Raw genomic sequence first — 26,589 nt, 5'->3', positions numbered from 1 at the left:
CCCTGGACGAACCTTCCACTTGATCAGCGAAAACAGGAGGCCATGTGCTGTCGGCTGCCAAAGGTGTCTTCATCGTCGCCCAGACCCCGTTCGACGAGACGGGCGCGATAGACGGCAACAGCATCGATTCACTCTGCGAGTTCTACTTCCGCCACGGCGCCGACGGGCTCACCGTGCTCGGCGTCAGCGGTGAGGCGGGCAAACTGACCTCCGGCGAGGCCGTGGCCGTCGCGGCGCGGTTCATCGGGAACGCGGGGACGCGTCCGGTGGTCGTGGGGGTGAGCAGCCCGAGCCTGGCTCAGCTGGGCGAGCTCACCACCAAGGTCATGGACCACGGCGCGGCCGGCGTCATGATCGCGCCGCCGGCGGGCCTGAAGACGGACGAGGACCTGCTGGCCTACTTCGACGCCGTCTACACGCGCATCGGTGACGTGCCGACGGTGCTGCAGGACTTTCCGCAGGCCTCGGACGTGTGGATGTCCGTCCCGGCGATGCTCCGCCTGATCGACACGTTCCCGCAGCTCCAGCTCATCAAGGAGGAGGACCTCCCGTCGCTCGGCAAGATCGGCCGCCTGCGCGAGTCCACCGGCCGGCGCGTCCCGATCCTCACCGGGAACAACGCGATGTACCTGCCCCTGGAGCTCGCCCGCGGCGCGGACGGGCCGATGGCCGGCTTCTCCTACCCGGAGATGTTGTCCGGCGTGTACCGGCGGCACACGGCCGGGGACCTGGACGGCGCTGAGCGCCTTTTCGCCCGGTACCTGCCGCTCCTGCGCTACGAGGCCATGGGTTCCTTCGGGATCGCGGCCCGCAAGGAGGTCATGCGCAGGCGCGGCGCGATCCGCCACGCCACCGTGCGCACGCCGGGCCCGCGGCTGACCCCCACCGATCTCGCCGAGATCGACCGGCTGGTCGCGCAGGTCGACAGGTCCGTCGCGGACCTCACCTGACGGCCGCCGGGAAGCCGAACAACCACGCGTACGGCGGACGACCTGCCGCGCCGCCTGCCGATGACGAACCAACCCCCGTGTCCCCCCGGAATGGATCCATCGTCTCCATTCGATCGTGACTACCAGAGAGAAGGGCGTTCATGTCGCGTCCCCACGATTCCGCAATCGACCGCACGCAGGCGTCCATCGCCGCACACAAGGCCTTCCGGCGCATCATCCCGCTGGTCATGGTCATGTTCGTGGCGAACTACATCGATCGCGTGAACATCGGCTTCGCCAAGGAAGCGCTGGAGACGGACTCGGGCATCTCCGCGGGCGCCTTCGGTCTCGGGGCCGGGCTCTTCTTCGTGACGTACGCGATCTTCGAGATACCGAGCAACCTGCTGCTGGAGAAGTACGGGGCGAGGTTCTGGCTGACCAGGATCATGGCCTCATGGGGGGTCGTGTCCGCGGCGATGATGTTCGCGCACAACGAGCTCATCTTCTACGTGCTGCGACTCCTGCTCGGCGTCGCGGAAGCCGGCTTCTTCGCCGGGGTGATCTTCTATTTCGTGCAGTGGTTCCCCAACGCGCTCCGGGGCCGGGCCAACGCCTACCTCTACGCAGCTTCGACCATCGCCGCGATCATCGCCGGCCCGATGTCGGGCGCGCTGCTGGGCATGCACGGCCTGCTCGGGCTGCGCGGCTGGCAGTGGTTGTTCCTGATCGAGGGGCTCGCCTCGGTACTGATCGCCGCGCTCGTCTGGTTCCGGCTCGAGTCCCGCCCGCAGGACGCGTCATGGCTCGGCGAACGCGAGCGCACCGCGCTGATCGCCTTGCTGGACGAGGAGGCGCAGGAGCGCTCGGCGGCCCGCGACCTGGGCGAGGCGCCCTCACGATGGTCGATGTTGCGCGACCCGCAGATGTTGCTGCTGTGCTTCATCTACTTCGCGGCCCAGCTCGCCCAGTACTCGGTGACCTTCTGGCTGCCCAGCTTCGTCCGTGGTATCGGCGGGCTGTCGGAGTTCCAGGTCGGCGTCATCGCGGTGCTGCCGTACGTGTTCGCGTTCGTCGCGGTCCTGACCTCCGGCCGCATCGCGGACCGGACCGGGCTGCGCAGAACCGTGCTGGGTGCCGGCTTCGTCCTGGCCGCGGTGGGTCTCGGCCTGTCCGCCATGGTCTCGCCCGTACTGGCCATCGTGACGCTGAGTGTCGCGGCCATGGGCTTCAAGGTCGCGGCCTCGTCCTTCTACTACATCCCCCAGCAGTACCTGGCCGGCGCGCTCGCGGCGCCGGGCATCGCCCTGATCAACTCCGTCGGCAACCTCGGCGGATTCGTCGCCCCGACGCTGCTCGGGCAGGTGCAGGAGCGAACCGGCACAGCGAGCGGGGGCCTGCTCATCATCGCGATCGTGTGCCTGGTGTCGCTCGCCGGAGTCGCGTTCACCCGGTACTCCAACCGGCCCGACCCTGATTGACGCCCTGGGCCACAAAGGTCACGCGGGGGCCGGACGGCTCTGCAACTGCTCGACCGCCCGGACGAGGGGGGCGAGTTCGGGTACGGCGGCCGCCGCGTCGAGGGCCTCGCGCAGGGCCGTGTTGTTGGTGGGGCGGGCCTCCTCCAGCAGGCGCCTGCCCTTGTCGGTCACGTCGGTGTAGATGCCGCGCCGGTCGGTGGGGCACAGGTAGCGGGAGAGCAGGCCGCGGTTCTCCAGCCGGGTGACCAGGCGGGTGGTCGCGCTCTGGCTGAGCACGACGGCGTCGGCGACCTGACGCATCTGCAGGTGGCCGCCCTCGCCGTCGTGTTGCCGGCTGAGGACATCGAGCAGGGAGTACTCGCGTGCGCTCAGGTCGTGTTCGGCCTGGAGCCTGCGTTCGATGCTGCTCTCGATGCGGCCGTGCAGCAGGGAGAGCGCGCACCAGCTGTGGGCGAGAGCGGTCATCGCAGGGTCTGTGGCGGTCATTGTCGGCTTCCTCGCTCCGGGAGGTCGGCTGGGGCGCACTGCGGAACGGCACCTCTTGGTAACACACGCCAGTATACCGCGTTTGCGATATACGGCGTGTGCAACTATTGTCCTTGCATGTAAAGCGCTCAAGCGCTCTTTCCTCGTCTGCATCGTAAGGACTTCTGTCATGCCGCTCGCACTGCTGGCGCTGGCCATCGGGGCCTTTGGGATCGGTACCACGGAATTCGTGATCATGGGGCTGCTGCCCCAGGTCGCCGGCGGCCTCGGAGTCTCCGTGCCGACGGCCGGCCTGCTGGTCACCGGTTACGCGCTCGGCGTCATGATCGGGGCGCCGATCATGACGATCCTCGGTACCAGGATCTCTCGTAAGAACATGCTGATGCTGCTCATGGGCCTGTTCATCGTGGGGAACATCATTTCCGCCGCGGCTCCGGTCTTCGCCGTCATGCTCATCGGCCGGATCGTGGCCTCGCTGGCCCATGGCGCCTTCTTCGGCATCGGCTCCGTGGTGGCCGCCGGACTGGTGGCACCGGACAGGAGGGCCGGGGCGATCTCCCTGATGTTCACCGGACTGACCGTGGCGAACGTGGTCGGCGTCCCGCTGGGCACGTTCGTCGGCCAGAGCGCGGGCTGGCGCGTCACCTTCCTGATCGTCGCGGGGCTCGGCGTCGCCGGCCTGGCCGGGGTCGCCAAGCTGGTCCCGGACCTGCCCGCGCCCGAGGGCGTACGGCTGCGGCGGGAGGCGGCGGCGTTCATGAACCCCCAGGTGCTGCTGGCCATGGCGATGACCGTGCTCGGCTTCGGCGGCGTCTTCGCCGCGATCACCTACATCGCGCCGATGATGACCGAGGTCAGCGGGTACGCGGACTCCTCCGTCACCTGGCTGATGGTGCTCTTCGGACTGGGCATGGTGGCCGGGAACCTCATCGGAGGACGGTTCGCCGACCGCCGGCTCATGGCGATGCTCTACACGGCCCTGGGCGGTCTCGCGGTCGTCCTGGCGCTGTTCACCGTCGGCGCGCAGAACAAGGCCGCGGCGGCCGTGGCCGTCTTCCTCATCGGCGCGCTGGGCTTCGCCACCGTCCCGCCGCTCCAGAAGCGGGTCCTGGACTTCGCGCACGACGCGCCCACCCTGGCGTCGGCCGCCAACATCGGCGCCTTCAACCTGGGCAACGCCCTGGCCGCCTGGCTCGGCGGCGTCGTGATCACCGCGGGGTACGGCTACACCGCCCCCAACGCCGTGGGCGCGGTGCTCGCCGCCGCGGCTCTCGTCCTCGCGTTCGTCTCGCAGCGCCTGGAACACCGCTCTGCCCGATCACTGCAGCCTGCCACCGAGCCGGTGAGCACACCGGCCGCCGAAGCCGCCCGCCCATAACCGGCACGCGCCAGCCGTTCCGGATTCGCCCCGTTTCCCGAAGAAATGTCCTAGGGATGATCAACAATGGCATGCCATGGGATGGATCAGAATCGCGACGGGCCACGAGCTCACCGTCGAGGGAACGCGGCGGCCGGTGCTCGCCTGCCGGACGGCCGCCGGTCACATGCTGGCCAAGGTGCCCGCCAACGTCAGGAAGGACCCGGCCGCCGTCCGGCTCGCCGCCCTCTGCGACCGGCTCGGCGAGCACGCGCGGGCGGTGCATGACCGGGTCGAGTCCTGGATGGTGCGGTCCCTGCCCGTCCCGGCCGCGGTGTTCGCGGCCGTGTGGGACGATCCGGTGTGGCGCGAGACGCTGACCGGCCTGGTCATCGCCCCGATCGTCGATGGCGCGCCCGACCTGGGCCGCTGCGCGCTGCTGCGCGAGGACGCGTGGACGGGCGCCGACGCCTTCGCGATCCCGCACCCGCTGCTGCTCGGCGACGAACTGCCCGTCTGGCGGGGCCGGTATCTCACGCAGGTCGTCGAGCAGGTACGCCGCGAGGTGTGGACGCGTCCCGCGAGCATGGACCGTACGATCGGCGTGGTCGACACCTTCGGGTACATGGACGCCCGGTACGAGAGCGGCGCCGCGTTCGAGCGCCGCGTGCACGAGCTGGGCGGGCGCATCAGGGGGGACAGGGCGCGGTTCACCGTGCACGCGCCCGAGCCGCTCGGCGTCGAGATCGACCTGGACTGGAGCGGGCCGATGAGCCCGGCCTACCTCGCGGAGCTGAGCTTCAGCGCGGGCGGCCGGGAGATCGGCGACATCGCCTGGTCCGAGGGCGTGCGCATCCTCATGGCTCTGTACGCCGGCCGTACCGTGGAGGAGATGGAGCCGGTGGTGGAGGCGGCCGAGGCGTACTCCCGCTACTGCGACGCCCACCAGGGCGAGCCCGGCACCGTGGCGCCCTCCGGCGGCACCGGCCCCACGCGCGAGGTGCTGCTGCGCGCCGACGCGGTGCTACCGGGCACGCCCGCCAGCTCTGGCTCTGGCTCCGGCTCAGGCTCAGGCTCTGGCTCTGGCTCTGGCTCTGGCTCCGGCTCGGGCTCGGGCTCTGGCTCTGGCTCTGGCTCGGGCTCGGGCTCGGGCTCCGGCTCGGGCTCCGGTGAGGACGCGTGCGTCGCCGTCCGCTACGAGCACTCCGTCCTGGACGAGCCGGTCGTCGAACTCGTCCGGCGCGCTGCCGTCGAGGGCGACAAGGCCGAGAAGTCGCTGTACGACCTGGACCCGGTGGCGGAGACCGGTGTCGGCACCGTACACGCGGGCCCGCTCGGCTTCCTCGCCTCCGCCCTGCGCCGGTATCCGGCGCACCGCGCCCGCATCCTGGCCGCGCACACCGACCTGCGTGCCGCCCGTGGGCTGGCCGCGCGCAAGCCCGGTCTCGCGCGCACCGCGCTCACCCGTACCGGCGACGGCCTGGAGACGCACGCGCCCGAATTGCTGCCGCCGTTCCACGAGGAGTGCGCGCGGATCCTGGCCGCCGCGGGCAGCGCCCGCTTCGCCGCCGCCTTCTTCGACAAGGCCCGCGCCGCCGAGGACGCGCACGCGCTGCCGGTCGACGAGGCCGCGCTCATCGCGGCGCATCTCGCCGCGGGACCGGACGCCGCCGGAACGGCCACGCTCAAGAAGCACGGCAAGCGGCTCGCCGCCCGCCATCCCGCCCCGGCCGCGTACCGCTGGCACCGTAGCCTGCTCACCGCGTGGTGCGAGGAGGTCCCGGACGGCGCGGACGGCGCGCTGGCCCTGGCCGACGGCTGGGCGGCGCTGGCCAAGGCCGCCGGACACGCGCCCGGCGGGCCCGAGGACGAACGCGCCGTACGGGCCTTGCTGGAGAGCGGCTGCATGGAGTCGGCCCCGAAGTCTCTCTGGAAGTTCGTCCTTGCGCTGCTCGGCCCGATGGCACGGACGGATGCCGCCATCGGCCGCGCGCTCCTCGGCACCCTGCCGCTGCCCTCCGACGACACTCCCGAGGCCAGGAGCGCGGCGGTGTCGCTCCTGATCGGCAACCTCGCGGGCGCGGGCCTGACCGACCCGTTCACCACGTGCCCCGGGGCGGCGGCGAAGGTCTGGCTCGGCCGCTTCCTGAAGCGGTACGCGGGGCTCGCGCTCCCCGTAGCCGGTCTCGGCGACCTCCTGCACGACGCCGGCGGGCGGCTGCGCGCGGCGGGCCTCACCTGCGACGAGCACGAGGCGGTGCTGGGAGCGGACGAGGACGAGGTCAACCGCTGGGAGGAGACCGCCGCCGACCTCCCGCTCCTCGATCTCCTCCTGGAGTGCGGCGTCCCGCTCGCGCGGCCCCGGCTGCTGCACACGTTCAAGCTGTACGACCGGCTCGCCGCCGGAGCGGGCACCGGCCTGGCCGCCGTCGCCGCCGACCCGGACTGGGCTCCGCTGCTGCGCGACGCGATCGTGGGCAACGTGACCAACCAGCTCAACGTCACCGAGCCCGCCGTCCCGAAGCAGACCGCCCCCGAGACCGTACGGGCCCTGACCGCGACGCCGGGAACGGCGCGGATCGTCGCCGCCATCCTGGCCGAGCATGCCGGGCGGGTCCCCGATCAAGGGCTTCCCGACGCGCACGCCGCCCTGTGCGACGCCGAGCGGTTCACCGTCGCCGCGACCCCCGATCTCCTTCTGGAGAGCGTACGGACGATCGCGACCGGGACGGACCCGGCCCGCGCCCTCGCCGCCACGCTGAGCGGCGGCGTCCTCGACGAGCTTGAGTTGCCCGCCTTCGTACCCGGCCACGTCAGCACCATCACCGACTACCTGGAGGAGAGCGGCACCGACCTGCTCCTGATCGAGTCCGGCCGGCTCTGGGAACACCAGTTCCGCGCCTCCGTCGTCACGCCGGACGGAGTCGGCCCGTCCCACGGCTTCGGCACCTACGAGCACGTCTCCAGCCGGTCCCACGAACGGACCGAGGCGCGCGCCCTCTACGACCGCTGCCTGATCGCCGTGAACGGCCGGGTGACCATGCTCGACCACGGCGGCCCGCACTGCCCGCACGGCAGCTCGCACCCCGCCGCCCGCCACTTCGTACCGGCCGACGGCGAACGGGTCGCCTTCCCCGGTGGCGCCGAGGCCACCGTGTGGCGCGGCCGGGGCCGGATCATCGAGCTGCGTGACCCGGCCAGGCGGACCATCGGCCGCTACGTACGAGGCTGGGGCAAGGTGCCCGAGCACGACGGCGCCGAGAACATCAGCACGGTCGCGCGCCACCGCTACGCGTCCGGGACCCGCCTGGTCGCGCCGCCCGGCTGGTGGTCGGCGATGCGGCCGCGCGACCCCGAAGGGTCCAGGGCGCTGCGCGCGGTGGACGAGAAGAAGGCGCAGGCCCTGATCGACGTCGCGGACACCGCGCTCGCCGCCGACCTCATGCGGGTGCTGGACCCCGACAGCGACTACCGGGCCAAGAACGCCGCCCGCGACAAGCTGGCCGGACGGCTCCGCCCGCTCCTGCCGGAGATCACCGACGAGTCGCTCATGAAGGGCGTCACGTTCCTGGTGTGGACGGCCGTCGAATGCCGCGAGCGCGCGCTCACCCTGCTGACCCGCCTGGCACTGACCCCACCACCCCACCTGCACCCCTATTTGGAACAACCCTCCACCTTCGCAGCGCCCGCCGCCCACTCCGAACAGCCCTCCACCTCCGCGGCGCCAGCCGTCCAGTCCGAACACTCCCCCGCGCCCAACGATCCGGAGCCCGATTCCGCGTACGCCAGGATCGTCCACTTCGCCCGTGCCGCCGTCGATGTGCCGTACGACAAGAAGATCGCGACCTTCGACGCCTCCGCCGTCAAGGGGGTTGAGAACACGCTGGGCCGCCTCGGCGCCGCCGTCCTTGAGGCCGCATGGGGCAACGGCGCCGGGCGCGCGCGACTTCTGGAACTGGCCGATGTCCCCGGACTCCTCCGCACCGACGGCACCTGGCACGTCGCCCGGCTGCGCCCGGAGTACGAACTCGGGCAGATCCACTCGGGCCGCGGCCCCATCATGGCCGCCGCCGTCGCCGATCACGAACAGGTGGGGCACGGGTACGCGGTCACGGCCCTCCTGCACACCCCCGACAACCCCAACCCGCTCCTGCACACCTCCCACGACCCCGACTCGCTCCTGTTCACCCGCAACCGCGTCGTCGAGCTGCGGACCTGCCGTGGCTGGGGCGACCAGGACCGGCTGCGGCGAGCGCTCCACCTGATCGCCGAGAACGGCCCGCCGCCCGTGGACCGGGAGGCGACCGTACGGGCGTTCGCCGAGGCCACCGGCCTGTCACCGGCTCAGTGCCTGGTCCTGCTGTCCACCTCGGCCCGCACGCTCTCCTGGCCGGACGGCTGGGCGCGGGGCCGCGTCGCCACCTTCCACGAGGGCGACACCGCCCGCGCCCGCGAACTCGACCTGACCGAGATCGAACTGCGCGTCGCCGCACTCACCCTGGAAACGCTCACCACCACCGCCGAGGCCATCGAAGTCGTCGAACTACTCATGCCCGACGACCCCGCCGACCTCTGGCGTACGGGTCCCGACCTGGACCGGGCGCTCGCGTACTGGACGCAACACCACCCCCGGCTCACCCCGCTCACCACCGAGCAGTGGGCCACCCTCACCTCCGGCGCCGAGGACGCCCTGGATGCGCTGATCGCCCTGCTCAGCGAGCGCCCGTCCGCACCACGGCTGGCGTCCGTACCGCCGCTCGGGTCCGTACCACCGCTGGGGTCCGTACCGCCGCTCGGGTCCGTATCACCGCTGGGGTTCGTACCGCCGCTGGGTCGCGTCGCCCGCGCTGCTCGGCTCCTGGCCGACCGCCTGCCCAAGAACCACCCCGCCCGTACGACCGCCGCCGCCCGCCTACGTGACCTGCACGAACATGCCGCCGCCCCGGACACGACCCTGCCCATCGCCACCGGTGTCACCTCGGTCACCGCCCTGGAACGAGCCGCCGGCGCGACCGCGACCCACCTTCCGGAGAGCAGGCTCGCCATCGGCGAAGCCCTCACCCTGGAGCCCGCCGGAGACGGCTACCGCGTCCACCTCCGCCCGTCCCACTGGCCCGACCTGGACACACTGACACCGGCCCTCCGCCTCGGCGGCGCCACGAATGCCGCCCTGGTCATGGAGGACCTGCGTTTCCTCCGTTCCTCCGAGCCACTGGTGGCCGCTGCCCGGCTGGAGTGACGGCGTTGGCGCATCAGCTCTGCCGGGCGGGGCGCCGGTCCGGGCTGGGGTCCTGCGCCAGGAAGGCGGACACTCCCATGTCGGCGCTCACCGTCCGGGCGGCTTCGACAGCGGCCGCGTTGAGTGTCTCGATCGCGTCGCGTTGCGGGGCGGGTGCGACGACCGTGCGCAGCGGGCGCTTCCCGGCAGGTGACTCGATCACGGCGACGATGGCGTCGGCGACCGTCTGGGGGTCCGCCGGCGCCTGGGTCTGCAGGGCGGTGAGCTCGGTGACGAAGCCGCCGAACCCCTCGGCGTAAGCCTCCAACCGTGCCGTGTCGGCCGGTGGGACGGCGTTGGCGCCGATGCTGGTGGGGTACGGGGCCGCGTCGACGATCACCGACTCGACGCCGAAGGGTGCCAGTTCGTGGTGCCATGCCTCGGTCAGGCTGCCGAGCGCGGCCTTGCTCGCCGCGTACAGCCCGCCATAAGGAATGGTGACCCGGCTCGAAGTGGAGCCGACCTGGATCAGCACGCCGACGCCCTGCCTGCGCAGCTGCGGCAGGGCGGCCCGGCTCACCCGCAGCGCGCCGAAGACGTTCACGTCGAACTGGCGCTGCGCCTCCTCGGCGGTGAAGGCCTCGACCGGCCCGGGGAAGATCATGCCGGCGTTGTTCGCCACCGCGTCGATCCGTCCGGCCGCGTCGATCACGGCGGCGACCGCGCGGTCGGCCGAGAACTGGTCGGTCACGTCGAGCTCGACGACCCGCAGGTCGAGCGCCTCGGCGGCGGCGAGCGCGGTCAGCTCCGCGGCGGCCTTCGCGTTGCGCCCGCCGATGTCGCGGAGCCCGGCGAAGACCTGATGGCCTCGCCGCGCCAGCGTCTCCACGGTCAAACGGCCGAAGCCCGTGCTGGCTCCTGTCACCAGGGCAACCGTCATGATGTCTCCTTCATGCGAAGTGGGGTGGTACTCCGTTTCGATGACACGTACGATATGGGGTGACGCCCCAGTTGGCAACTTGAAGTGGGGCGACACCCCACTTTGGCGAAGGGACCTTGCGTGGCACTGGAACGGCCGAGGCGGGCGGACGCGCGGCGCAACTACGACCGGATCGTGGCCGCGGCCGAGAACGAGATTGCCCAGCATGGCGCGGACGCGTCCCTGGAGGAGATCGCGCGGCGGGCGGGCGTCGGCTCGGCGACCCTGCACCGGCATTTCCCCTCACGGCAGTCGCTGCTGGAGGCGGTGTTCCACGACCGGGTCGAGGCGTTGTGCGCGCAGGCTCGGGAGATGCGTCAGAGCCCGGACACGGGGAGCGCGCTCACGCACTGGCTGGAGGCGGTCGCGGTCTACGGGGCGACCACGCGGGGGCTGGCCCGCTCGCTGCTCGGCGGCGGGCGAGAGTCGGAGCCGCCACCGGACAGCACCTGCGAGGCGATGCTGGTCGACGCGGGCGGCGAACTCCTGTCCCTGGCCGTGGGCGCCGGGGCGGTGCGTCCCGACGTGTCGATCATCGAGCTGCTGACCCTGGTCAACGCAATATCCCTGGCCACGGAGAGCGGCTCTGACCCGGCCGGCGAGGCCACCCGACTGCTCCGCCTCGCCATCGAGGGCGTCCGCACGACGACCCATTAATCGCGTACGCGTTCCGGTGTCCCGGGGTCGCGTACGCGGTCCGAGCTGCTGGGATCGCGTACGCGGTCCGGTGCCCTGAGTCGGCATTCGCCGCCACCCTGCAGGTGCCGACCGAAAACCGACGGTGAGCGCGTCCCCAGCACCGTCCAAGCGGGCGCTGGCTGAGCAGGCGCTGGCTCCCCGGGGCCGGTGGTGGGCTCAGCCTGGTGGCTGTGGCGGGCCGAGCAGCCAGTTGCCGGGGGCCTCGGGGTCGCCGCTCAGGAAGAACTCCTCGATGGCGGTGCACCACTCGGCGTGGCTGATGGCGCCGTCGCCGTCCCGATCGAGCCGATGGAAGGCGGGCCCGGACGTGTCCGACGGGACGTTCAGCCCCTCGTACAAGCGCACGTACTCCTCGTACGAGAGCATGCCGCTGCGGTCGGTGTCCAGCGTCTTCAGCAGCCGGTCGGCGAGGGGCAGGACGACGCCTTCGATGAACGGCTTCGGCTCGGCGACGTTCGCGCGCATGCAGGCCAGGAACTCCGCTCTGCCCACCCGCCCTTCGGCGTCAACGGCGCCCGCCTCCTGCAGCATCGGCCACCAGCGCATGAAGTCCTCTCGCACGGCGGCCTGGTTTCGCCGCTCCTCGGGGCGGCCCAGCGCCGCGAGGCGGTCGGACATGTGCTCGTAGTCCTCGCGGGTGAGCCAGCCGCGCCCGGTGTGGTCCATCCATGCGAAGAGCAGGCTGTTCTTCCGCTCGATGAGGTCGTTCGGCATGGTCGGTGCCTCCCTTCTGCACTCCAGCATCCGTCCGCCCATGACCGCGGTCACGGACCTGCCACTGACCACAACCGGACACTTCATTGCCGAGCCGGAGAGTCGGGGCATCAACTCCTGACTCTGCGCCCAGTACGGTCCTCGCGGAGAACGCACACGAACCCGATCTCGTCCGGCCTGCGTTCGACGCGCGCGGACGGATTCGCCGTCGCCGCTCCGGTTCGGGACATTCCAATACAAGGCTGCGGCGTCGTCTCACATACCTATCGACGGTGACGGCAAGCGGGGCACGCGCCGGTGCCAGGTGGCGTTGTCGTCGGCGGGCAGGCGCTGGCGCCACAACGCCGCGCGGGGGTCAGGCGCGGACACACCGGCCGATCGGGCGCGCTCGACCAGCCCGGCATCCATTCCGGCGATGGGCGGGTACCCCGCCGCATGTCAGGTGCCTCTTGACGGCCATAGCGCCGCATCCCCTTATGACAGATGTCACGAAACCGGGTGACATTGCCACGTTCGCTGCTGTTGATCCGGCACTACTTCTGCACGTTGGTCTCTTCCAGGATGGCACTCGTAGATACCCCCTGCAGGTACTGGAGGAGCAGTGTCATGACGAATCCCGAACCCCAGCGACTGAGCCCGGCCAGCTGGTTGTTGCGCCGCTGGCCCACCGCGCTCGCTCTGGCCATGTCGGCGCTGACCTTCGGCGGCAGCGAGACTGTCGAGGGAGTCCACTCCTTCGCCCAGATCCTCCCGATCCTGTCGCTGCTGTACCTCGTGATCGCCAAGCTGCGGCGGCGCGAGGCGACCTGGCCGGGGCTGGTCATCGGGCTCGCCTCCGTCATAGGTCTGCGGATTCTGGACGTGATCTCACCGGCCGCCCTCTTCGCCGCCGTCGCGCTGGCCGTCCTGGTCTGGGCCGGAGTGGACGGGCAACTCTGGAAGGACGGCCAGTTCCAAGTCCAGGCGCTGGGCATGCTGTTCTTCGGCGGGCTCGCGCTGATCGGCCTGGTCATCGATCCGGAGCTGGGCCGCTACGTGGTGGCCGCGGGCTGGTTCCTGCACGGCGTCTGGGATTTCGTGCACCTGAAGCTGGACAAGGTCGTGGCCCGTTCCTTCGCCGAATGGTGCGGCGTCGTGGACATCGTCATCGCCGCCGAACTGGTCCTCATGCTCTGACCGTCCCAACCATCCCAACCGCCCGGCCGCCCGCCTGTCCTCAGCCGGCGGGCAGCGGGCCGCCTTCCCCGGCGAGAGGTGTGGCGAGGGCTGCGAGAATGGCGGCGTGGCTGACGCGCCGATGCCGGTCGACCCAAGGACCGGGCTACGGAATTTCCGCCGCTACACCTGGTGGAGTCTCATGGGCAGCACCGAATCGTTCCTGATCCTCCTCGCGGCACAGTGGGTGCTTGAGGAGCAGGCGCCGGTCGCGGTCAGGGTCGGTGTGGGGATGACGCTGGCAGCGGTGGTGGTGGTCAGCGCGGTTCTGTTCACGCACCGCCTGGCGGAGCCGGCGCAGGACGGCGTGGCGCTAGATCGGCCGGCCCCGGGGCGTTGGATAGCGCAGGGCGGCGAGATGCCGGTGGGGTGGCTGGTGGTCGGGGGCATGGCGGCGGCGCTGGGAGGAGCGATCCTGCTCGGGCAGCGTGAGTACGCGGGCTGGGCGCTGGCGCCGGCGACGATGGTGGCGGTGACCGCGATGTTCCTGCCGCCGAGCCGCCGCTGGCGGGTGGCCGCGGTCGGGGCGGCCGTGGCGGCGCTGCCCGGCGGCCTGGTCAGCGCCTTATCCGGCGACGACGTCTGGTACGGGGCGGGTTTCCCCGCCGGATTGGTGGCGTTCGTGGCCTGGGTGGCGCTCGGCATGATGTGGTCCTGGGACGTGGCCGAGCGGCTCAACTCGGCCCGCCGGATGGCGGCGGAACTGGCCATCAAGGACGAGCGGCTGCGCTTCGCCGCCGACCTGCACGACATTCAGGGCCATCATCTCCAGGTCATCGCGCTCAAGAGCGAGCTGGCGGCCCGTCTGGCGCACGCCGCCCCGGAGCGGGCCGCCGCCGAGATGGAGGAGGTACGGCGCCTGGCCGCCGACGCGCTGCGCGACACGCGGGCGGTGGTGCACGGCTACCGCCGTACGAGCCTGGACACCGAGATCGCCAACGCCACCAAGGTGCTGGCCGCGGCGGGCGTCGAGGCGTCCATGCGGGCCGGGGACACCGACGCCCTACCGGATGGCGCCCGCCACCTGCTGGGCCTGGTGATGCGAGAGGCAACCACGAACGTGCTGCGCCACAGCCGGGCACGCCACGCCGAGGTCGGCTTCCACATCCACGACGGTTTCGCGATCCTGCGAGTGGCCAACGACGGCGCAGCGGCAGACGGCAGTTCGGCGAGCAGCTGCTCGACAGGCGACAGCTCGGCAGGCGGCAGCGACGCGGCGCGGGACAACAACCAGGCGCGGAACAGCGACCCGGCGGGGAGCCGCGACCCGGCGGGGAGCCGCGACCCGGTCTGGGATGGCGACTCCTCCGGGAGCCGCGGCTCGGCCGGGGGTGGCGGCTCGATCGGGGGTGGCGGCTCGGTCGCGGGTGGCGGCTCGGTCGCGGGTGGCGGCTCGATCGGGGGTGGCGGCTCGATCGGGGGTGGCGGGTTGCGGAGTTTGGCCGGGCGGCTGGAGGCTGCCGGGGGCGGCCTGGTCTGGGAACACAAGGACAACGGCTTCGTCGTGGAGGCCCGCCTCCCGGTGAGCATGGAGGAACGATGATCCGCTTGCTGCTCGCCGACGACGAGGACCTCGTACGAGGCGCGCTCGCCGCCCTGCTGGAACTGGAGGACGATCTCACCGTCGCCGTCGAGGCGGCGACCACGACCGACGCGGTACGGCTGGCGCGCGAGCACCGTCCCGACATCGCAGTCCTGGACCTGGAGATGCCGCCGGCCGACGGGCTGCGGGCGGCGGAGGAGATCCGGGCCGAGCTGGCCACGAAGATCGTCCTGGTGACCCGGCACGCGCGGCCGGGCGTACTGCGGCGGGCGTTGTCGGCGGGGGTGAGCGGGTTCGTGCCGAAGACCACGCCCGCGGCCAAGCTGGCCGAGATCATCCGGGACGTCGCGGGCGGGCGCCGCTACGTCGACCCGGACATCGCGGCCTCGGCGCTGACCGAGCAGGACTGTCCCCTGTCAGACCGGGAGCTGGAGGTGCTGCGAGTCTCGCGGACCGGGGCGTCGATCAAGGAGATCGCCGAGCAGGTACACCTGGCACCGGGCACGGTGCGCAACTACCTGTCGGCGGCCATGGCCAAGCTGAACATGACCTCCCGCCATGCGGCCGCACACCGGGCTTGGGAGGAGGGCTGGATATAGGACGCCCTGTCAACCTTCTAGGGTGCACTGACAACCAAAGCTGCTGACAACCAGAGTTGCCGCCAACTGACGTTGCCGCCCGCCGCCCGACCGGGTGCCGACGCTGCTGCAGCCCGACCGGGGATCGACGCTGCCGCCGCCCGACCGGGGCAGGTCGCGCGGATACGAGCACCAGGACATCCAAGGGCATCGGCGCTGAAGGGGCTGATGGCTGAGGTGTTCGTGATCACCCCCGAACACATTCCGGCCGCTCAGGGCGCCCTCCGCCGACCACCGTCCGGCCCGGAAGACCCAGCGGCCGAGCCGGATGAGCGGAATACTTTCCGAGTGAGCTCCATCGATCCCTTCGAGTGCCCGCCCAGCCCGCCCAGCCCGCTCGGCCCGCTCGGTCTGCTCGGTCTGCGCCGGTTGATCGCTGACACCGACTGGGAGCACCTGAAAGTGCTCATCGGCCCCGAGGAGGGCTGCCCAAGCGTCCCGGACTCGCTGACCACGCTCATCCACGGCACGCCAACGGCCAAGGCCCGCGCGCTCCACAGCTTGAGTGAGGCGATCAACCACCAGAACTCCATCGCCGAGGCGACCGCTCCGGCGATGATCGTGATCGCGGCACTCCTGGCGGACCCCAGCACCAACCGTGTGCCTCTACCCGTACCGCCACACCACGCTGACGGACCGGCCTCTCTGCGGGCAGGGCTGCTCCAACTGATGGTCACCGTGCTCAACGACGTCGGTCAGGAAGCCGAAGCCGCCAGCCGCCGCTTCGGGTTCGACCTCCTTCCGGAACACCACCAGGTCCGCACGATCCGCCCTGCCTGCCTTCCGGCCATTCAGCCTTTGCTGGACGATCCCCACCCCGAGGTGCGCGAATCCGCCGCCTTGGCGATCATCTCGCTGTTGGAAGACACATCACTCGCTTCTCACCGACAGGCCATGCGAGAGCGCGCCCACGAGATCCTGTCCATCGGCGCCCAGCCCAACCGATACGAAGGGTGCCGCCATGATCCGCCCTTCTGATCGAGCGCGCTCACGCCTCGACACTCTGAGTGGAGATTTCCGCACAGAGGCGGACCCGTCCTCGTCCATGGGCAGCCAAGTGAAGATCACCTAGGCGCGTTCTCATGCCACGATGGCCTCATGAAGGAGAGTTTCGAGCGTCAGCGCCTGTCCTTCGGAGTGGCTGCGGACGCCTATGACCGGATCCGGCCGTCCTATCCGAAGCGGGCGCTGGAATGGGCGCTGGGCCCCGCGCCCGTCAAGGTCGTGGACCTGGGTGCGGGGACGGGGCTGCTCACGCAGGTGCTGGCCGGGCTGGGTCATGAGGTGACGGCCGTCGAGCCCGATCCGAAGATGCGCGAGAAGCTGGCTGAACGGTTGCCGGGAGCCGTTGTCGTCGCGGGCTCGGCGGAGGAGATTCCCCTGGCCGACGGCGGGGTGGACGCGGTTGTCGCCGGGCAGGCCTACCACTGGTTCGATCCGGAGCCCGCGCATGCCGAGATCGCCCGCGTGCTGCGTCCCGGAGGGATGTTCGCGCCGTTGTGGAATCTGCGGGACGAATCGGTCGGGTGGGTGGCCGAGTTGACCCGGCTGGTCGCGAAGTACCGGAACAGGCCGGACGTGGACGGGCGCCTGCCGGATCGGCCGTTCGGCGAGATGTTCGGGCCTGTCGAGCGGTTGGAGGTCACGCACAGCCGGCCGCACACGGCGGCCTCGTTGCTTGAGCTGATCCGATCCCGGTCCTGGTGCCTCACCGCGACCGAAGAGCGCCGCCGTGAGATCGAGGACGCCGTACGGAAGCTCACGGCCGAACTTCCCGGCACCTTCGATCTGCCGTATGTCACCCGGATCTACCGCGCCCATCGCCTCTGAGAGATGTCAGGTCCAGTAGAAGGCAGGTAAGCGGGGAGGGCGCGCCGTGGTTTCGTGAACCTTTCAGGCCGGGGCTCGGGTGGTGCCTGACCCGAAGCGCCTCCGGTGGCGACGTCACCGCGATTGTCCCGTTCGGAATGGGTGGCGTCTGGAGGAGCGCCGAGCTGGGTTGTGAGCCTGAGTCTCGTGAAAGTGTCCTCTCGGACGTAAGGTGCCGGGATGGAGCTAGCTGAGATCCGGAAATATCCGGTCAAGTCGGTTTCAGGGTGGGTGGTGGAGTCGACGGTCGTGGAGCCCTGGGGGCTGGCGGAAGACCGGCGCTGGGCCGTCGTGGACGAGCACGGAAAAGATCTCTGGCTCGGGGAGAATCCCCGGCTGCTGTCCGTCGTCGCCACGGTCACGGACGTGGACGGGCTGCTCCTCGACGCGCCGGGACTGCCCCTGCTGAAGGTCCCCCCGGCCACCGGAGCGAACGTTCCCGTCGGCTTCCCCGAGCTGGACACCGCGACACTCGCCCACCCCGACGCCCACGCCTGGTTCACCCGCCTGCTCGGCAAACCCGCCCGCCTGGTCTGGCTCGACGACCCCAACCGCCGCGCCGTCCCGGCCTCCCACGGCGGCTTGCCCGGTGAGGTGCTCAGCCTCGCCGGCGACGCCCCCATCCTGCTCACCTCCCGCTCCTCGCTGCACCGCCTGGACGAGTGGATCCTCCAGGGCGCCATGGAACGGCAGGACGACCCGCCGGCTCCCCTGGACATGGCCAGGTTCCGCCCCAACCTCGTCATCGACGGCGCACCGCCGTACGCCGAGGACGACTGGCGCGAGATCCGCATCGGCCCGCTCGCCTTCCGCGTCTCGGAACGCTGCGACCGCTGCGCCGCCACCACCTACGACCCGGTCACCTTCCACAAGGGCAAGGAGCCCCTGCGCACCCTGGCCCGCCACCGCAGCTGGGCCGGCAAAACCTGGTTCGGCATCCGCCTGGTCCCCCGGGGCCGGGGCGAACTGCGGCTCGGCGACCTGGTCACCGTCCTGGCCTGAACCGGCCCATGCTGAGCCGGCGGAGGCTCGGTGCGCTGCTTGATCAACGCCGCTCGATCAACGCCGCTTGACCGCTATGGCGATGGCCGCTTCCGGGAGCACGTCAGCGAGCGTGCCGACTCTGGTGATATGTACGCTTAAAACATTTTCGTTGAAGGGCTCACATGAACCACCCGGCCACCCATGCCGTGAAACACGTCCCCTGGGACCTCCCCGAGACCCGCCCCGCCATGGCCGGCGCCGAGGACCCGCGCCCCGGGTTCGCGCTCACCAGCCGCTCCCTCTGGCGCGACGGCCGCCGCTGGATCCCCGCCACCGGCGAACTGCACTACAGCCGCGTCCCCCGACATCGTGGTACTGGAGGACGAGCAGCCGGCCGCCATCAGCACCGGTCCCGTGACGGCCGACGTCCTCAGCGGGCATGCCTTCGAGCGGCACCACCTCGGCGCGCCCCGCCCGCCCGTCCCCGTGAAGGTGGTGCGAACCGCCGAGGCCAAGCCGCCGCCGGTAGGCCCGATCACCGTCCCCGGCCGCGCCTCGGCGCCGGACCCGGACACGTTCGCCGCCACGCCGCCCGGTACACGATCACCGTACCCACGGACACGCTGGCGGGCGAGCGCGTGCTGCTGCGCCTCGACCTGGTCGGTGACGTGGCGGTCGCGACCGTCGGCGGCCGTACGGAAGACCTGTTCTGGGACGGCGCGCCGTGGGACATCGACATCACCCCGCCCCATGGCGCGGCGACGGCGGAGGTACGGGTCGCGATCTACCCGCTCGACGAGCGGACGCCGGTGTGGCTGCCCGAGGCCGCGCGGGAGAAGCGGGCAGGACGAAGCGCGCAGATCCTCTCCGCCACGGTGATCGACCACCGGACCCACACGTTCGGCGATTCACCCCTTGGCTGAGCCCGCGGTCGGGCCGGCGATCGTGGTCCTGCCTCCACCACCGCGGGCCGTCAGGAGATGAGAGGGGTGCGCGGCATCGCAGACCCTCTGCCCTCCCTACGGAACGATCGATGCGATACGTATCGATCGCAGGTCGAGACTATGGCACAACTGCGAGCCAGCGGCAAGAGGGGCGCCTGTCAGGCGAACAGGGTGGTGGTGGCGCGCCGTACCAGGTCTTCGGGCTCGACGAGCTCCAGGTGGGGCGGCCCGCCGTCGCCCCGGAGGCGTGCGAAGAGCAGCCGCATCGCCAGCCTGGACACCGCGCGCGGCCGGGGCGAGACGTTCGTGATCGGCCGCTCGTACGACAGTGCGGTCTCGTCGGTGCACACGCCGGCCAGCGATACGTCCCGCCCGGCGACCAGGCCCCGCTCACGCAGCAGCCGGGCCAGCCAGTCGGTGACCCCGGGTGTGCGCCCGATCAGGCCCAGCCGGTCCTCGCGGCGGGCCAGGAGCCGGTCCGCGCAGGCCACGACGCCGTCCCAGGTGTTGGACCGGCGCGGTACGACGCTCAGCTCCATGCCGTGAAAGGCCGCGCGTTCCCGCGCCCCCGCGTAGAAGTCCTGCACGAACTGGAACGGCTCCGGCTCCTCCGACGGCTCCCCCAGGATCGCGACGTGCCGGTGTCCCGTGGCGGCGAACTCGTCCACCAGCAGTTCGGCCGAGCGCCGGGTGTCGAAGTCCGCCACGTCCAGGCCGCGCGGGTCCGCCGGGCGGCCGACGAGGACGACGGGCAGGCCCAGCTCGGCCGCCGCCGGGATCCGGTCGTCGTGCGTCTGGACGTCCATGACGACGAAGGCGTCGCAGATCGAGCGGCCGGCCAGGCGGGTGAGACCGGCCGGGCCCTCGCGCCTGGTGCTCAGCACGACGTCGTAGTCGAGCCTGCGGGCCTCCTCGATGATCGTGTCGATGTAGGGCATCGTCTCCGAGGCATCGATCTGCGGGCCGAGGTAAACGATCAGCGCGATCACGTTCGTTCTGGCGGTGCGCAGCGTGCGGGCGCCGGCGTTGGGCTGGTAGCGCAGCGTGCGCATCGCCTCCTCCACGCGCCGGCGGGTCTCGGCGGAAACGGTGCGGTTGCCGCTCATCACCGCGGAGACCGTGCTCTGCGCGACACCTGCGAGTGCGGCAACGTCCCTGCTGGTGGGGGCCGTGCGACCGCCCCGCCGTCCTGGTGCCATGGCCCCATACAGTAGCCGACGCGGCGTCACCGGCGCGGATCGTTTCATCGCGTCCCGTTTGCCATTCACCGGCCGCGTCCTCTAGCGTCGGTACGTAACGAACGATACGTATCACGAGCGGCATCTCGTCGATCACCTGCTGAAGTCGATCACCTGCTGAAGAGGTAACCGATGACGATCTCCCGCCCTGAGCCCGCGCTGCTTCCCGATGAGCTGGAGCTGGCCGTGGAGGCGGACGAGCGCTGGTGGGGAGGCGCCGCCGAGGACGGCCTGTCGATGCCGTACGGCGGGCGGCGGCCGTTCGCCCGCGATCTCGGCACGCCGGAGGGGCACGGCTCCAGGGGCGCCGCGCCGTCCAACCAGAGCAGCCCGGTGCTGCTGTCCACCCACGGACGGGTGGTCTGGTCGGAGCGGCCCTTCGCGTTCGCGTTCGAGGACGGCGTGCTGCGGCTGTCGGGACGCGACCTCCAGGTCAGCCGGGAAGGCGGCTCGCTGCGGGATGCCTTCCTGTCGGCCTCGCGCCGGTTCTTCCCGCCGTCGGGCACGGCGCCCGCCCGGCAGTTGTTCGCCGCTCCGCAGTACAACACGTGGATCGAGCACCCGTACACACCCACTCAGGAGAGCGTCCTGCGGTTCGCCCGCGACCTGCTGGCCGCCGGCATGCCGCCCGGCGTGGTGTTCATCGACGACCTGTGGGCGCGGGACTACGGCACCTGGCGGTTCGACCGCACCCGCTTCCCGGACCCGGCGGGCATGATCCGGCAGCTGCACGAATGGGGCTGCTCGGTCATGTTGTGGGTGGTCCCGTTCGTCAGCCCCGACTCCGCCGCGTTCCGCGAGCTCGAACGCCGGGGCCTGCTCCTTCGCGACCGCTCCGGGGAGACCGCGGTCCGGCGGTGGTGGAACGGCTTCAGCGCCGTTCTGGACCTCACCGATCCCGCCGCCGTCGGGTGGATGACGGACCGGCTCGACGCCCTTGTCGAGGAGACCGGCGTGGACGGCTTCAAGTTCGACGCCGGCGACGTCCGCGACTTCCGGGCCGACGACCTCACCGCCCGGCCGGCCGAGCCGGTGGATCTGTGCGAGGCGTGGGCGCGGGTGGGGCTGCGGTATCCGTTCAACGAGTTCCGCGCCTGCTGGCGGATGGGCGGCCAGCCGCTCGGCCAGCGCCTCCAGGACAAGCCGCCGCTCTGGGGGCCTGCCGGGATCGGGTCGCTCGTACCCGAGATGCTGGCCCAGGGCATGATCGGGCACCCCTTCGTCTGCCCCGACATGATCGGCGGCGGCGAGATCGGCGCGATGACCGGCCAGGAGGCGATCGATCAGGAGTTCTTCGTCCGATACGCGCAGACGGCCGCGCTCAGCCCGATGATGCAGTTCTCGGTCCTGCCCTCCCGCGTCCTCGACGACGTCCACCTCGCCGCGGTACGCGACGCGCTGGCCGTCCGCGCGTCGGAGCTCCCCCGCCTGCTCGCCCTCGTGGACCGGGCCGCGAGCACCGGCGAGCCGATCGTGCGCCCGATGGCCTACCACGCGGACGGCCTGGACGACGTCACCGACCAGTTCTTCCTCGGCCCCGACCTGATCGTGGCACCCGTGACCGTGAAGGGCGCCACGGAACGAACCGTCGCCCTTCCGGCGGGCCGCTGGCGTAGTGACGACGGATCCGTCGTCGAAGGGCCGGTACGCGTCACGGTGACATGCGGCCTGTCGCGCATCCCCCGCTTCGAGCGACTGACAGGCGCGTGACGGTCGAGCCGATGACCTACCGCGAGCCCTTCGGCCCGGACCGGGACAGGTGCTCATCGAAGTGCGCGCCGCGAAACCTGGAGGCGCCATTGCCAGGAAGTTCGGCAATCGGGATATTTGCGATGTGACTGACGACGCGTCCGAGGTGATGCGTGGCGGGGTGGCCCGGTCGGTGCGGGCGGCGGGGGCGCGGGCCAGGCGGTGGACGCCGCCCGTGTTGCTCGCGGTGTTGTCCGCGGGCGCGTTCGCGCCGTTGCTGGCCTCAGCGGTGCCGCCCCTGGTGGCCGCCGGGCTCGGCGCGGTGGCGGCGGTCGGCGGGAACGTGCTGACCGACATGGTGAAGGCCGGGGTCGCCAGGCTTGGCGGCGGTCAGCCGTCGCAGGAGGAGTTGCGGGAGGAGCTGGAGCACCGGTTCGAGGAGGCTCTGGCCGGGGGCGGCGCGGACGCGGCGGCGCTGCGGGCCGGGCTGGCCCGGGTGCTGCACGAGTTCGGGCTGGTCGGCGCGGCGATCGAGGCGGCCGTACGGAGCGGCGACCAGGAGCTGCAGACGGCGCTGACCGCCGGGCTGGCCGAGCTGGGCGCGGAGTTCGCCTTCGTGCTAACCGACGTCGAGGGCCAGCTCCGGCTGATCAGGGAGGGCGTGGACCGGCAGCGCGCCGAGCTCCAGGTGGCGGTCGGCCTGCAGTACCGGCAGGCGACCGACACCCGGTTGCTGCTCGACCAGCTGGCGGTGATCGAACGCCGGACCAGGCGGAGCGCGGAGAGCGGGGAGAGCGGGGCGCGCGATGGCGTGAGGTGGGCCGACGGCAGCCCGTACAAGGGGCTCGCGACCTACACCGAGGCGGACGCCGAGGTGTTCACCGGGCGTGAGCTGATCACCGCCCAGCTGGTCAGCACCCTGTCCGAGCGGCTGACCGGGCACGGGCTGCTGGTGCTGACCGGCGCGTCGGGCGCGGGGAAGTCGTCGCTGCTGCGCGCGGGCCTGTTTCCGGCGATCGGGCGCGGCGACCTGTCGGAACCGGCCGCGCGCTGGCCGAGGCACATCCTGGACCAGCCGACCAGATCGCCTCTCACCGCGCTGGCCACGCTCCTGGCGAGCCTGGCGGGGCTGGCCGTGCCCGCGGTGCTGGACGCGCTCCGTACGACTCCGGCGGACGCGGCGCTGCTGGTCAGGCAGGCGGTGGGCCCGGCGGGGCGGTTGATCCTGGTCGTGGACCAGTTCGAGGAGATCTTCGCGATCGGCGGCCGGGAAGCCGACGCGGAGCGGGCCGCGTTCGTGACCGCGCTGCACGCCGCCGCGACCGTGCCGGGGCCGGGCGAGGTGCCCGCCGCGCTGGTGGTGATCGCGGTACGGGGTGACGTGATCGACCGGTGCGCCGCGTTCCCGCAACTGCTCGAAGCGCTGCGGAACAAGCCTTTCGTGCTCGGGTCGATGACCGAGGGCGAGTTGCGGACCGCGATCACCGCGCCCGCCGCCGCGGCCGGGCTCAAGCTCGAACCCGGCCTGGCCGACACCATCCTCGGCGAGCTGCGCGCCCCGGCGGGCGGATACGACACGGGCGCGCTGCCACTGCTGTCCCAGACCATGCTGACGGTCTGGGAGCACCGCGACGGCGACCGGCTGACCAGCCGCGGGTACGCCCGCACCGGCGGCGTCACCCGGGCAGTGGCGACCAGCGCGGAGCTGGCCTACGACGGCCTCGACCCCGCCGGACGGAGGCTGGCCAGGCAGCTCTTCCAGCGGCTGACGGCCGTCTCCCCCGACGGGCGGCTGACCCGCAGGACGATGTCGATGGCCGACGCGCCGGAGCTCGCGGAGGTCCTGGAGGTGTACGCCGGGCGGCGGCTGATCGTGGCCGACACCGGCTCCGCGCAGATCGCGCACGACGCGCTCCTCACCAACTGGCCCCGGCTGCGCGACTGGCTGGAGGCCGACCTGACCAGCCACGCCCTGCGCAGCCAGCTGATCGACGACGCCGCCGAATGGGACGCCAACGACCGGGGCCCGGCCTACCTGTACCGGGGCACCCGGCTGAACGCCGTCCTGCACGCCAGGTCGCGCTGGCGGGACGACCCGCTGCCCGCCCCGGCCGCGCGGTTCCTGGACGCCGGAATCCACGCCGAGGCCCGGGGCCGGCGGCAGCGCCGCCGGACACTCGCCCTGCTCGGCGGGCTGCTCACCGTCGCGGTGCTGCTGGCCGGGATCACCGTGGTCCAGGTACGGTCGGCGCGGCAGGAGCGGCAGGCGGCGCAGGAGCAGGAGCGGGTCGCCATCGCCCGGCAGCTGATCGCCAAGGCGGAGGCGGCGCTGGACACCGACCCGCAGACCGCGCTGCAACTGCACGTGGCCGCGCACCGGATCCACCAGGACCCGGAGACCTACGCCGCACTACAGCGGGCGATCACCACCACCCCGTACGCCGGGCGGCTGACCGGGGTCCGCGGCAAGGTCACCTCGGTGGCGTACGCGCACAGCGGGCGTTATCTGGCGGCCGGCTACGACTCGGGCGCCCTGATGTTGTGGGACATGCGCGATCCGCTCCGCCCACGCCAGGTCGGCAAGCCGTTCGCGGATCCCGGCAACGCCGACATCCACGCGCCGTACATCGACGTCCTGGGCTTCTCGGCGGGCGACGACCGGCTGATCAGCGGGATCTCCGGCGGGCCCGTGACGATCTGGGACCTGGCCGATCCGGCACGGCCGCGACGGATCGGCCGTGAAGTGATCGGCGAGCCGTACGAGAGGGCGGGCGCGTGGCTGTCGCCGGACGGGTCGGTGCTCGGCACGTCCAGCGAAGAGGCCCCCGGGCTGCAACTGTGGGACCTGTCGCGGCCCGCCCGGATCCGCAGGCTCGGCCCCCGGCTCGACGCCCGCACGCCGATCGCCAGGCTGGTGTTCTCCCCCGACGGCGACAGGGTCGCGATGGCCGGGAAAGCCGGCCACGACCAGGTGACCATATGGGACCTCAAGCGGCGGCAGCGACTCGGCGGCTTGTCCAAGCAGGGCGACTTCGTGGGCAGCCTCGCCTTCTCCGCGGACGGCAGCCGGCTCGCCGTGGGCGGCTGGTTCAAGGGCGTGGCGCTGTGGCAGGTCCGCGACCCGGCCGCTCCGCAGGCCGCGGGCATGATCCCGGTGCTCACGATCGGGACGGCGTTCGCCAGGAGTGGCACCTCCCTGGCCGCGATGGGCGTGGACGACACCGGGGTGGTCCTGTACGACACGGCCGTCCCGAGTTCGCCCCGGCAGACCGACCGGCTGCTCTCCAGCGCGGATCCGAGCAGCCTGGCGTTCTCTCCGGACGGCCGGATGATCGCGAGCGGCGACAGCGACGGCCGGATCACGCTGTGGAACCTGCAGAGGGCCGGTCGGCCGGTCACGTACGGCCCGCCGTTCGTCGGACACCAGAAGGGGGAATCCAAGAACATTTACGCACTCGAGCTGTCGGTGGACGGTTCGATGGTCGCGACCGGTGGGCGCGACACGACCGTCGAGCTGTGGGACACCACCGAACCCGCCAGGCCGCGCAGGCTCAGCACGCTCACCGGCCACCACGGCCCGTACGAGTCCGGCGCGGTCGGCGACGTCGCGTTCGCACCGGACGGCACCATGCTGGCCACCGGCGACGGCACCGGAACCGTCATCCTGTGGGACCTGGCCGACCGGGCGCACCCCCGACGGCTGGCGCCCTCGCTCACCGGACCGACCGGCATCGTCCGGTCCCTCCTGTACGCCCCGGACGGCGCGACCCTCATCGTGGGCGGCGACAGCGGCACGATCTTCTGGGACATCCGCAACCCGACCAGGCCACGCCGCCTGGCGCTGATCCTCGACCAGCTTCAGGTGATCGGCGTCTGGCGGACGCAGGCCGGCCGGACGCTGGCCGCCGTCCGGGACGCCGGCGACCAGCCTGATTCCGGCCTCAGGGATCCGCTGGCCGTACCGGTGGCCGGCGGGCCCGACGGCCCGTCGGGCGTCAGGTTGTGGGACCTCACCGACCCGGCGCACCCGCGGCAGCTCGGCCCCCGGTTGATCGGGCACCACGGAGAGGTGCTCGGCGCGGCGCTGTCGCCGTCCGGGGACCTGCTGATCACCAGTGACAGCAAAGGCGCCGCGATCTTCTGGGACCTCGGCGACCCCGCCCGTGCCCGGCGGCTCGGCGACCCGTTCACCCCGTACGGCAGCAGCGCGTTCAGCCTGGCGATCGCCCCTTCGTCCGACATCGTGGTCACCAACGGCAGCAATGGGAACGTGTTCCTGTGGGATCTCGGCAACCGGATCCTCCCCCGGCAACTGGGCATCCCCCTGGCCGCCGACCTGAGCGGCGGCGGGCACGTGGTGTTCTCCGCCGACGGCGGCACACTGGCGATCTCCGGCGGCGAGGGCGAGGTCGTCCTCTGGGACCTGCGCCCGATGTACGACCTGCGCCGGCGGCTGGCCGCGACCTCGTGCCTGGTGACCGGCGGCGGCCTGAACCGCGAGCAGTGGAGCCGTTACGTGCCCGCCCTGCCGTTCCAGGACACCTGCGCGCGGTGATCGAGGCCGTCCGGGTGGAGGTTCAACGTTGAAAAAGTTCGCCGGCCGGGTGGT

Annotated in this window: 18 protein-coding genes; 14 read left to right on the top strand and 4 right to left on the bottom strand. The window is 71.7% G+C overall.

Going from position 1 to position 26,589, the window contains the following annotated elements:
• The first annotated feature begins 44 nt into the window (after nucleotides 1-44).
• Both AB0I81_RS24215 and AB0I81_RS24210 read left to right on the top strand, forming a co-directional pair.
• Nucleotides 45-950: a dihydrodipicolinate synthase family protein gene (locus AB0I81_RS24215; protein WP_360660239.1), complete on the top strand. Its 906-nt coding sequence runs from the start codon at nucleotides 45-47 to the stop codon at nucleotides 948-950.
• 140 nt (nucleotides 951-1,090) lie between these two features.
• Nucleotides 1,091-2,407, top strand: coding sequence for an MFS transporter (locus tag AB0I81_RS24210; RefSeq protein WP_360660236.1), 1,317 nt, complete (start codon nucleotides 1,091-1,093; stop codon nucleotides 2,405-2,407).
• A gap of 18 nt (nucleotides 2,408-2,425) precedes the next feature.
• Here the strand turns inward: AB0I81_RS24210 and AB0I81_RS24205 are convergent, their stop codons facing one another.
• The gene (locus AB0I81_RS24205; protein WP_360660233.1) at nucleotides 2,426-2,893 is read right to left on the bottom strand and encodes a MarR family transcriptional regulator; all 468 of its coding nucleotides are present in this window, start codon (nucleotides 2,891-2,893) and stop codon (nucleotides 2,426-2,428) included.
• Nucleotides 2,894-3,062: 169 nt separating this feature from the next.
• On the opposite strand from AB0I81_RS24205, the gene AB0I81_RS24200 reads away from it, so the two are divergent.
• Together AB0I81_RS24200 and AB0I81_RS24195 are read left to right on the top strand one after the other, a co-directional pair.
• Nucleotides 3,063-4,271, top strand: a complete 1,209-nt coding sequence (locus AB0I81_RS24200) for an MFS transporter (protein WP_360660230.1) — start codon at nucleotides 3,063-3,065, stop codon at nucleotides 4,269-4,271.
• Between the two features lie 76 nt (nucleotides 4,272-4,347).
• Nucleotides 4,348-9,489, top strand: a complete 5,142-nt coding sequence (locus tag AB0I81_RS24195; RefSeq protein ID WP_360660227.1) for a DUF4132 domain-containing protein — start codon at nucleotides 4,348-4,350, stop codon at nucleotides 9,487-9,489.
• Nucleotides 9,490-9,502: 13 nt separating this feature from the next.
• Here the strand turns inward: AB0I81_RS24195 and AB0I81_RS24190 are convergent, their stop codons facing one another.
• A complete protein-coding gene (locus AB0I81_RS24190) occupies nucleotides 9,503-10,408 on the bottom strand; it encodes an SDR family oxidoreductase (protein ID WP_360660224.1) in 906 nt (301 codons plus the stop codon).
• A 120-nt stretch (nucleotides 10,409-10,528) separates the two neighbouring features.
• On the opposite strand from AB0I81_RS24190, the gene AB0I81_RS24185 reads away from it, so the two are divergent.
• The gene (locus AB0I81_RS24185; protein WP_360660219.1) at nucleotides 10,529-11,104 is read left to right on the top strand and encodes a helix-turn-helix domain-containing protein; all 576 of its coding nucleotides are present in this window, start codon (nucleotides 10,529-10,531) and stop codon (nucleotides 11,102-11,104) included.
• A 198-nt stretch (nucleotides 11,105-11,302) separates the two neighbouring features.
• On the opposite strand, the gene AB0I81_RS24180 is transcribed toward AB0I81_RS24185, so the two are convergent.
• Nucleotides 11,303-11,860, bottom strand: coding sequence for a hypothetical protein (locus AB0I81_RS24180; RefSeq protein WP_360660217.1), 558 nt, complete (start codon nucleotides 11,858-11,860; stop codon nucleotides 11,303-11,305).
• Between the two features lie 606 nt (nucleotides 11,861-12,466).
• On the opposite strand from AB0I81_RS24180, the gene AB0I81_RS24175 reads away from it, so the two are divergent.
• The 7 genes from AB0I81_RS24175 to AB0I81_RS24145 all read left to right on the top strand — a co-directional run bounded on the left by AB0I81_RS24175 (nucleotide 12,467) and on the right by AB0I81_RS24145 (nucleotide 19,032).
• Nucleotides 12,467-13,036 carry a hypothetical protein gene (locus tag AB0I81_RS24175; protein WP_360660214.1) on the top strand — a complete coding sequence of 190 codons (570 nt, stop codon included), beginning with the start codon at nucleotides 12,467-12,469 and terminating at the stop codon, nucleotides 13,034-13,036.
• 181 nt (nucleotides 13,037-13,217) lie between these two features.
• The gene (locus tag AB0I81_RS24170; protein ID WP_360660211.1) at nucleotides 13,218-14,618 is read left to right on the top strand and encodes a histidine kinase; all 1,401 of its coding nucleotides are present in this window, start codon (nucleotides 13,218-13,220) and stop codon (nucleotides 14,616-14,618) included.
• Nucleotides 14,615-15,217 carry a response regulator transcription factor gene (locus AB0I81_RS24165; protein WP_360660209.1) on the top strand — a complete coding sequence of 201 codons (603 nt, stop codon included), beginning with the start codon at nucleotides 14,615-14,617 and terminating at the stop codon, nucleotides 15,215-15,217. The genes AB0I81_RS24170 and AB0I81_RS24165 overlap by 4 nt, the downstream gene beginning before the upstream one ends.
• 207 nt (nucleotides 15,218-15,424) lie before the next feature.
• Nucleotides 15,425-16,234: a HEAT repeat domain-containing protein gene (locus AB0I81_RS24160; protein WP_360660206.1), complete on the top strand. Its 810-nt coding sequence runs from the start codon at nucleotides 15,425-15,427 to the stop codon at nucleotides 16,232-16,234.
• Nucleotides 16,235-16,354: 120 nt separating this feature from the next.
• The gene (locus tag AB0I81_RS24155) at nucleotides 16,355-17,086 is read left to right on the top strand and encodes a class I SAM-dependent methyltransferase (RefSeq protein ID WP_360660203.1); all 732 of its coding nucleotides are present in this window, start codon (nucleotides 16,355-16,357) and stop codon (nucleotides 17,084-17,086) included.
• Between the two features lie 219 nt (nucleotides 17,087-17,305).
• Nucleotides 17,306-18,127, top strand: a complete 822-nt coding sequence (locus AB0I81_RS24150) for an MOSC N-terminal beta barrel domain-containing protein (protein WP_360660200.1) — start codon at nucleotides 17,306-17,308, stop codon at nucleotides 18,125-18,127.
• A 620-nt stretch (nucleotides 18,128-18,747) separates the two neighbouring features.
• Nucleotides 18,748-19,032, top strand: coding sequence for a hypothetical protein (locus AB0I81_RS24145; protein WP_360660197.1), 285 nt, complete (start codon nucleotides 18,748-18,750; stop codon nucleotides 19,030-19,032).
• 179 nt (nucleotides 19,033-19,211) lie between these two features.
• On the opposite strand, the gene AB0I81_RS24140 is transcribed toward AB0I81_RS24145, so the two are convergent.
• Complete coding sequence (locus AB0I81_RS24140) at nucleotides 19,212-20,252, bottom strand: LacI family DNA-binding transcriptional regulator (protein ID WP_360660194.1); 1,041 nt, start codon at nucleotides 20,250-20,252, stop codon at nucleotides 19,212-19,214.
• Nucleotides 20,253-20,423: 171 nt separating this feature from the next.
• On the opposite strand from AB0I81_RS24140, the gene AB0I81_RS24135 reads away from it, so the two are divergent.
• Nucleotides 20,424-22,001, top strand: coding sequence for a glycoside hydrolase family 31 protein (locus AB0I81_RS24135; RefSeq protein WP_360660191.1), 1,578 nt, complete (start codon nucleotides 20,424-20,426; stop codon nucleotides 21,999-22,001).
• A 124-nt stretch (nucleotides 22,002-22,125) separates the two neighbouring features.
• The gene (locus AB0I81_RS24130; RefSeq protein WP_360660188.1) at nucleotides 22,126-26,535 is read left to right on the top strand and encodes an AAA family ATPase; all 4,410 of its coding nucleotides are present in this window, start codon (nucleotides 22,126-22,128) and stop codon (nucleotides 26,533-26,535) included.
• Nucleotides 26,536-26,589: the final 54 nt, after the last annotated feature.

The sequence above is a fragment of the Nonomuraea sp. NPDC050404 genome (assembly GCF_040655495.1).
Lineage (GTDB): Bacteria > Actinomycetota > Actinomycetes > Streptosporangiales > Streptosporangiaceae > Nonomuraea.
Note: the sequence above shows the minus strand (reverse complement) of the source record. Positions and strands in the feature narration are given on the sequence as shown.